Annotated in this window: 5 protein-coding genes, 2 tRNA genes and 1 pseudogene; 6 read left to right on the top strand and 2 right to left on the bottom strand. The window is 57.6% G+C overall.

The genetic code is table 11. The features are described 5' to 3' along the window. The first annotated feature begins 163 nt into the window (after nucleotides 1–163). On the top strand, nucleotides 164–355 hold the full coding sequence (locus DC522_RS31865; RefSeq protein WP_116532462.1) for a hypothetical protein: 192 nt from the start codon (nucleotides 164–166) through the stop codon (nucleotides 353–355). Between the two features lie 1,477 nt (nucleotides 356–1,832). On the opposite strand, the gene DC522_RS31850 is transcribed toward DC522_RS31865, so the two are convergent. Next, the gene (locus tag DC522_RS31850; RefSeq protein WP_133239440.1) at nucleotides 1,833–2,147 is read right to left on the bottom strand and encodes a hypothetical protein; all 315 of its coding nucleotides are present in this window, start codon (nucleotides 2,145–2,147) and stop codon (nucleotides 1,833–1,835) included. A gap of 569 nt (nucleotides 2,148–2,716) precedes the next feature. Here DC522_RS31850 and DC522_RS31845 point away from each other — a divergent pair. The 3 genes from DC522_RS31845 to DC522_RS35240 all read left to right on the top strand — a co-directional run bounded on the left by DC522_RS31845 (nucleotide 2,717) and on the right by DC522_RS35240 (nucleotide 5,562). After that, complete coding sequence (locus DC522_RS31845) at nucleotides 2,717–3,538, top strand: outer membrane protein (RefSeq protein ID WP_116532458.1); 822 nt, start codon at nucleotides 2,717–2,719, stop codon at nucleotides 3,536–3,538. 795 nt (nucleotides 3,539–4,333) lie between these two features. After that, a complete protein-coding gene (locus tag DC522_RS31840; RefSeq protein ID WP_205769885.1) occupies nucleotides 4,334–4,579 on the top strand; it encodes an excalibur calcium-binding domain-containing protein in 246 nt (81 codons plus the stop codon). Nucleotides 4,580–5,397: 818 nt separating this feature from the next. After that, the gene (locus DC522_RS35240; protein ID WP_165820413.1) at nucleotides 5,398–5,562 is read left to right on the top strand and encodes a hypothetical protein; all 165 of its coding nucleotides are present in this window, start codon (nucleotides 5,398–5,400) and stop codon (nucleotides 5,560–5,562) included. A 366-nt stretch (nucleotides 5,563–5,928) separates the two neighbouring features. Here DC522_RS35240 and DC522_RS31835 read toward each other — a convergent pair. Further along, nucleotides 5,929–6,005 (bottom strand) — tRNA-Pro (locus tag DC522_RS31835). Nucleotides 6,006–6,161: 156 nt separating this feature from the next. Between DC522_RS31835 and DC522_RS31830 the strand changes: the two genes are divergently transcribed. Both DC522_RS31830 and DC522_RS31825 read left to right on the top strand, forming a co-directional pair. Next, nucleotides 6,162–6,236: transfer RNA gene (locus DC522_RS31830), tRNA-Gln, on the top strand. A gap of 432 nt (nucleotides 6,237–6,668) precedes the next feature. Then, a pseudogene (locus DC522_RS31825) lies at nucleotides 6,669–6,931 on the top strand (UDP-glucose/GDP-mannose dehydrogenase family protein); the annotation flags it as partial.

The raw sequence follows: 6,931 nt of genomic DNA, 5'->3' as shown, positions 1-6,931 counted from the left end.
TCTCGTTGAGCCTGAGGCGTGCCGCAACTATTTCACCGCCGCCGGATACGGATTCGTCTGAATGCCCGATGCTCTAGATCATCAGACATAAGGAAATAAACAGCCTGATAGGAGTTTAAAGCTCGACGAGGCATATCCCTCAAAGAAGGATATGAGAGGAGCTATGATGTGTCTGGACCAGCAAATCGAACGTGTTGCTCGCGCATTCTACGGCGTCGAAAATGATGAGCAAACCTGGGATCGGGCGCCGGAAGACCTCAAGGACGAGTTCCGCAGCCTTGCGATTGATGCGATCGCCATGGTCTCCAACTGCCGTGAGGACAGCATTGGCTCTCGTGAGATGATCTCTGCCTGACACCAACCTGCTGCGCAAGATTCACCGCCCCGCTGGCCTTCGGTCTGGGGAGACTGTTTTCGTTTATGGCTTGGCTACGAGCGTTTTGTCAGGTCGGGGTAGATCGCCCCGCACCGTTCGAAGCTTGGCAGGTACTCCTCTGAAAGCTGCTTCTGGGCGATCTCGCAGCCCCATGCTGCCGCGATCTCAAGGCGAAGGCTCGGTAGCCTTGCATCTCCCCCGATCCTCTCCATCAGTGACGCCTTATCGCACCGGGCCTCCCTCGCATCTGTCACAGGCCATGTTGAACTTGGGGAAGGGGTAGTCCCGCAAGAGCACGGCTTCGTCACTCATTCTTACGTCCTCGCCCTGACCCCTGAACGAACCGGGAACATGCCCCGACGTTCAGGAAGAGTCGAGTCCTGTCTAGAAGAACGAACGCGGGAAGGTGATCACGTCTCAGATGTGGGATCTTCTCCATCCCGCCCGCCGCGCGTCCGACTCGGAGCAAAACCACCGCTCGCCAGTGAGCCAGTTGATTCGGGTCTGCCAGTAATACTTCTGTCCTGGAACGTGGTAGATCCGCTCTCCAGTATTCTGACTAATGTTCGCTTTCACAGCGCATCCAACTAGAGGCGGCCCAATCTCGAGGGCTATGGCCCCCACCACGAAGAGCCCTACGAAAAGCACTGCCATCCAAGAGCGCCCTCGCGAGCGCGTCCCTCTGAAGTATCTGCGAATTGGTGGTTGATGTGGAGATCTTGTGCCGAACCGATGTGCCTTCGGCTTCCGTTTGACGAACTGAACCACGTGCCACGTGCCCCATTGCAGCCCCCACCTGAGCGTTCGTATGCCTCTGGAGCACGACGATCTTCCAAAGATCAGCCTGATGACCAGGAATGTCACCCTAGCCGGATGGCTTAGGGGTGGGGCTTACTTCCGCTAGGACCGGGCCGACTGGCAAGGGCGAATGAACCAGTACTTTCCCCAAAGCGTTTTTAATTCCTGATGAGGAGAACACGCTACATGAAGGCGCTTTGTGCAATGGCGGCTTTTGGTCTGAGCCTGATGACCTCGATGGCCTCAGCCTCGGCTCAACCATATGGAGGCCCTGGTTACTGGTACGAAGAACCGGATTACGGATACGAGGAGCGCGCCCCTTGGTACCAGGAACCCGACTACGGGTACCGAGAGCGCGGCCCTAGGTACAGAGACCGTGCATATGCCTTCGATGAACGTGAGTACCTACGCTGCAATCGCGACGTTCGCCGAGCTGTCAGGCGCGGCCGAATAGAGTCTGGCTTGGCGCACTATCTGAGACATGGTCGCCGTGAGGGTAGACGGCTCAGTTGCTGATCAGCGGCCAGAGACATCGACTGGTCCAATCTGATGCTCGAGGCCCAGCCCCGAATCTACAATGGCTCGCAAGCGGCCTCTGGGAGTAGGTCATGCTAATTGAGCCCTTCGTGCTGGAAGACAGCCCGCACGAGAGCTTTCGTTAGCGGGGCTGCATGACGAAGATAAAGCCTGAAACAGAGCGGTTTTGCCCGGGCATGAATACCTTGACCTCTTTGACTTGCCCAACCGGGGATATTCCTTTGATCTCCCGAACAGTTTCCATCTCAAGGCCTGCTTTCAAAAAGAGGCAATCAAGATTTCCTGGTGGGTCCCAGTTCTTATCCAACGACTTTCTCAAAAGCTCCTGCATTTCCGCCTTTGATGAACAGAATGGGAGGCCGCTTGCCGGGACCAACTCTTTGGCCTGAGCAATGCCGCACAGGGCAATCGCTGCTGCGAACGTCAAGTAGCGCACATCGGTCTCCATTTGAGGCGCGGAAATAGATTATTTCATCGGTATGGCAGGGAAGGGTGAAAAGAGAATTGAAGGTGGGATCTGGTTGCCGTTCTCGTCATAGGCGCGGCGGGGATTACGGGAGGCTTGGACATAACCAGGACGGCACGGGCCTCGCATTCATGCTGCCATTCCTCAAACTAGGTGCTGACGGGCTGGCCGATAAGCTTGGAGATAGCGGTAGTGTCGCGCGAGTGGGATCTCTGATGGATTCTAAGTCCGTTGCATGTACCAGTTTCGCCACGTCCGCACCGGGTGCAGGCAGCGGCCATAAAAAACCCTGCCCGGTGAGGAGCAGGGTTCAGTCTCTCCTCGCCTTCGGATCGCTCCAAAGACAGCACCAGTAGGACACGCAATTCTTGGCGAGTCAAATTCGCCAAGGTATTAACGAAAGGTTGACGCAGAGTTCGGGCGGCCGAATACAGCAGAAAGCGGTTTAATCTTCCCGGTGTTGCAGCTTTACCATAGCCAGAATTTCCACCTGAGCCATACTCTGATCCTGCGACTCCTCGCACTAGGGATGAATGCTCATGAAAACGCGTCTTCTCGGTCTGCTGGCCGCGACTGCCATTGCGACCGCTGGTATTTCTGCCGCCTCCGCTGCCGACCTTCCGTCGCGTGCGGCTCCGGCTCCGGTCTTCGCTCCGGTTCCGGTCTTCACCTGGACCGGCTTCTATGTCGGTGTGAACGCCGGCTGGGGCTGGAACAACAACGACGACTCCACCGCTGTTGCCGTGCCGGCTGAGGCAGTCGGCGTGGGTTCGGTGGCCGGCACCATCACCTTCGAGGAGGATGATAACGACGGCTTCGTCGGCGGCGGCCAGATCGGCTACAATCACCAGATCGGCTCGTTCGTGGTGGGCGTCGAAGCCGACCTGCAGTGGGCCGACCTCGGCGGCAGCGACGGCACGGCCGTCTATCCGGCGCAGTGGGACGCCTACGCCTTCGAGCCAGCCGGGGCTGCCGGCGGCATTGACTGGTTCGGCACCGTGCGCGCTCGCCTCGGTGTCGCCTTCGACCGCGCTCTCATTTACGCCACCGGCGGCTTCGCGTACGGCGGCTCTGACGATGACAACGACTTCTTCGACAACGACGATGACGTGCGCACCGGCTGGGTGCTGGGTGCCGGCGTCGAGTACGCCTTCACCAACAACCTGACGGCCGGCATCGAAGGCCTGTGGGTCAACCTCGACGAGGACGACAACGGCACCTTCATCGGCAGCTCCATCCCGGATGCGCCGCTGGGCGGCACCGCCCGTGAGGCGGTCGAGGTTGCCGGCGCCGACCGCGACGATGAAAACGAGTTCTTTGTGGTGCGCGCCAAGCTGAATTACAAGTTCGGCACCTACTAAGATCCGTCGCAGCCGCGACAGACAAGGCCCGGAGAAATCCGGGCCTTTTTGTTGCTCGCTTACCATAGCCTAGGCGCTGTTGAGTGAGGCGATGGCGGTGGTGTTGCGAGAGTAGGTCATGTCTCCGTTTGGTGCGGAGAGTACGAATTTCCCGTTTACATGGGCCTACTGACGGCTTTCGGTGTCTGCAACTTTTGAGGCTGATCCATGTAAACTGCACGATCACCGCGCGAGCGAGCTTTATTTGAGGCCCGCATGTAAACCAGGATCGCCATCAAAAGCACAGACAAGCTACCGCCAAACGGTGTGCTGAGAAGGGCAATGGTCGATCCATAAGGCTAGAGCAGGACGCAATTAATGGGCCGCCGATCAAAGCCGCCACCGGGTAAACGATCACCATGTCGCGCCCTACCTTAGGAGGTAGCTCGACCGCACCATAGTTCATCTTAAAGGCGCTTGAAAGCAACGATCAAGGGAGAGCCGCGCGAGCCGGTTATGCCATGAATATGGCAGAGAACGGGGGAGATAGGGCCGCTCTGCTAGGGGAACGTCCATCGCTCGGGAAAGTGAATGTTGCTGTCCCCCACTGAGCCCCCTCCGAAGAGTGCATGCACCGCGAAAGCATGAGCTGTTATGCTCATGCTTATGAAGAAAGGTCCATGGGATAAGCCTAAGATCGCGACTGAGAAGGGAGCTCGCTGGTATTGGGCGTGTCAGCGTCGGCGCTATTGAGGGCAGGAGCTTTTGCGGCGCTTCGGCTGGTCAACTCTTGCCGGCCTCACAGGCTGCGCGGTCGTGTGGGCCTTCCTGGCATACGGCTCATCGTTGTCGTTAGGCTCCTTGCCCTCGTACTTCAGCTCATCGCCCTCAGTCCCCCGCGTCCATCGCTTCGGTGGCTCCGGCTCGTTCCGCACCTGCGCGCAGGCTCGTGCTGCCGGGGCCGCGCCTATAGCTCGGGGCAATCCCGACTATGCCCCGCACCTCGATGCTGACGGTGATGGAATCGCGTGCGAGTGGTACTGGCGCAACTGGTTCAGGTAACAGGAAGGGCTCTACCCTGAAGAGGACAGCCCAGTCGTCCGACCCGATTCATCTCGCTCATCGCTCCCTTCCATCCCGAGCAAGGGGAGAGGTATGACGTGCGTACTCGATCAAAGTTCGACAGGCAGTTTATGGAGTAGGCCCCATACGCCATAGCCAAGCTGTTTAATGTGGGATAATTTCCCACGCATGAAGAAGGGACCTATTTTTCTAGAACTACGGAACACCCCTCTCTTTGTAGTGGTGGGGACCATCGTTGGCATTTTCATAGCTACGATCCGGCATCTTTCGCACGATCACCGGCATATGCTCCGCGAAGAGGAACGCTGGCACTTTGTTTCCGAAATGCTCGTCGCCATGTTGGCAGGCGCTACACTGATTGGCGGAGCGTATGTCGTCCGAAGTTGGTGGAAACGACGTCCACAATTCTCGAAATCCCTCTGTCAGAACGGGCAGAGGTGCTCTGACAAACAGTGAGAGGGGCGGGGAAGCGGTGGGACTCAAGGCGTAAAAAGGCTTAATGATTTCAGAGAATGAAAATAAGTCTCGCTTTGGCCTAAGTCTTTGTGATCAAAAGAGAAGTGTATTCCACTTGGTCGAGAGACCGTCACGGCGCAGCGCCTGCAAACATCACTCCGTCGATGTCTGGGTGAGGTGGTCGGAACAGACGGCAACCATCAAGATTGAATGGCGAGCAGTTGATGCAATAGATCCGAGCCGTATTTTCGCCATCCTCAGCGTCACAGGCCCGGAGCATATCGGAGGCAGTTCCGCCTCCTGTCCTACCCCCTTGGTGGTGTGAGTTAAGGAAACGAGTCATGGCCCAGAAGGCTAAGTTCATCAAGGACTTCGACTATCGTGCAAACCTGCGTGTCGAGATCGCATCTAAGGAGGGTGACGAGAAGTTGATCCCTGAGGCCCACTATGAGGCGCCAGGGACCGCTTGGGCCATCGAAGTGAGGGCCGACACCAAGGCTGACTAGCCTAAGGCAGAGCAAGCGCAAGCCATGAGCCGGAGGGCGGTGGTATCACGGGAGTAGGGGGAGACAGTCATGTAAGAGGCTAAGCGTTGCCTAGCCTCTGTAAGCTCGCCCTCAAGTTTGAGCAGACGGTCGACGTCCGTCACCCCCCTTCTATAGCAAGGATGGGACAGAAGAGGGGTGACTAGAGGAATCATCCGACTCGCATTTTTCCGGGTGGATGAATTAAACTTGGCCTCCGCTACGGTCGCTGGACAAGCCTCTCCGCCCGCTGTGAACAGAGCGGGAGCCTTATTCCGGTTCTGCCGGGGAACCACCGGGGAGAAGCGCCGATTTCTTGGGAAGGGGAAGCTATGTCTTTGGAATAAATGGTCGGAGTGATAGGATTCGAACCTACGACCCCCTCGTCCCGAACGAGGTGCGCTACCAGACTGCGCTACACTCCGACACCGATATTTCATCGGGAAGGCCGGTCTTATAGCGGCGGCAGCTAAGGGCCGCAAGAGGAGAATTGGGGCTTCAGGCAGATATCTTTTCAGATTTGCACTTCACAAAACCGGGTTGCCAGGGACGGCTCAGCCGATTATGTACACGCCCACCATTGGGGCGTCGCCAAGCGGTAAGGCAGCGGTTTTTGGTACCGCCATTCCCAGGTTCGAATCCTGGCGCCCCAGCCAAGTTTCAAAATTCAGCAAATTGCTCGCGTCAGGACAGGCAATAGGTTGGCCAAGTCTTCCCGCATGTGAACTGTGGTAAGCCCGACCAGGATGTCAGGCTACAGTATGGCAGCCATTGGAAAACAAGGATAATGTAATCTCCTCGCGGATATATAATCGCTGACGGAGAGGTCACTCACTTCCGTCCATCAGGCAATGCGCCGGGACTGCGCGTTTATGTGGAGGCGACCACTCGAGGTTGCGTCGAGAGTCTTCTCGAGTGGGGCTCAACCTCGCAGAACGGCAGATGGCGTAAAGCCTCATGCTCGCTCGGGACATCCGGATAGCAATTGCTGCCAAAGCCAGATAAAGAACCGAGTCGAATATCTGAAAAGCATGTGGGCTGGCTGAGAGCGAGCTTGCTGTCTTCTCCCAAGACGGAATTGGACGACGATGCGCATTGCGATGGTCGGGTCGGGCTATGTAGGGCTGGTGTCCGGGGCGTGCTTTGCCGATTTCGGGCATGAAGTGTGCTGCGTGGACAAGGACCCCAGCAAGATCGAGGCCCTCAATCGCGGCGAAATCCCCATTTTCGAGCCTGGCCTGGACGATCTTGTCGCCAACAACGTACGCGAAGGGCGCCTGACCTTCACCACCAACCTGTCCGAGGCCGTCAAGAACGCCGAGGCAGTGTTCATCGCAGTCGGTACTCCCTC

This window comes from Microvirga sp. KLBC 81, assembly GCF_003075415.1.
GTDB lineage: Bacteria > Pseudomonadota > Alphaproteobacteria > Rhizobiales > Beijerinckiaceae > Microvirga.
Note: the sequence above shows the minus strand (reverse complement) of the source record. Positions and strands in the feature narration are given on the sequence as shown.

Excerpts from the sequence above, each read along its gene's own strand:
- DC522_RS31845 (WP_116532458.1), top strand. The coding sequence starts at position 2,717 with ATGAAAACGCGTCTTCTCGGTCTGCTGGCCGCGACTGCCATTGCGACC.
- DC522_RS31865 (WP_116532462.1), top strand. The coding sequence starts at position 164 with ATGATGTGTCTGGACCAGCAAATCGAACGTGTTGCTCGCGCATTCTAC.
- DC522_RS35240 (WP_165820413.1), top strand. The coding sequence starts at position 5,398 with ATGGCCCAGAAGGCTAAGTTCATCAAGGACTTCGACTATCGTGCAAAC.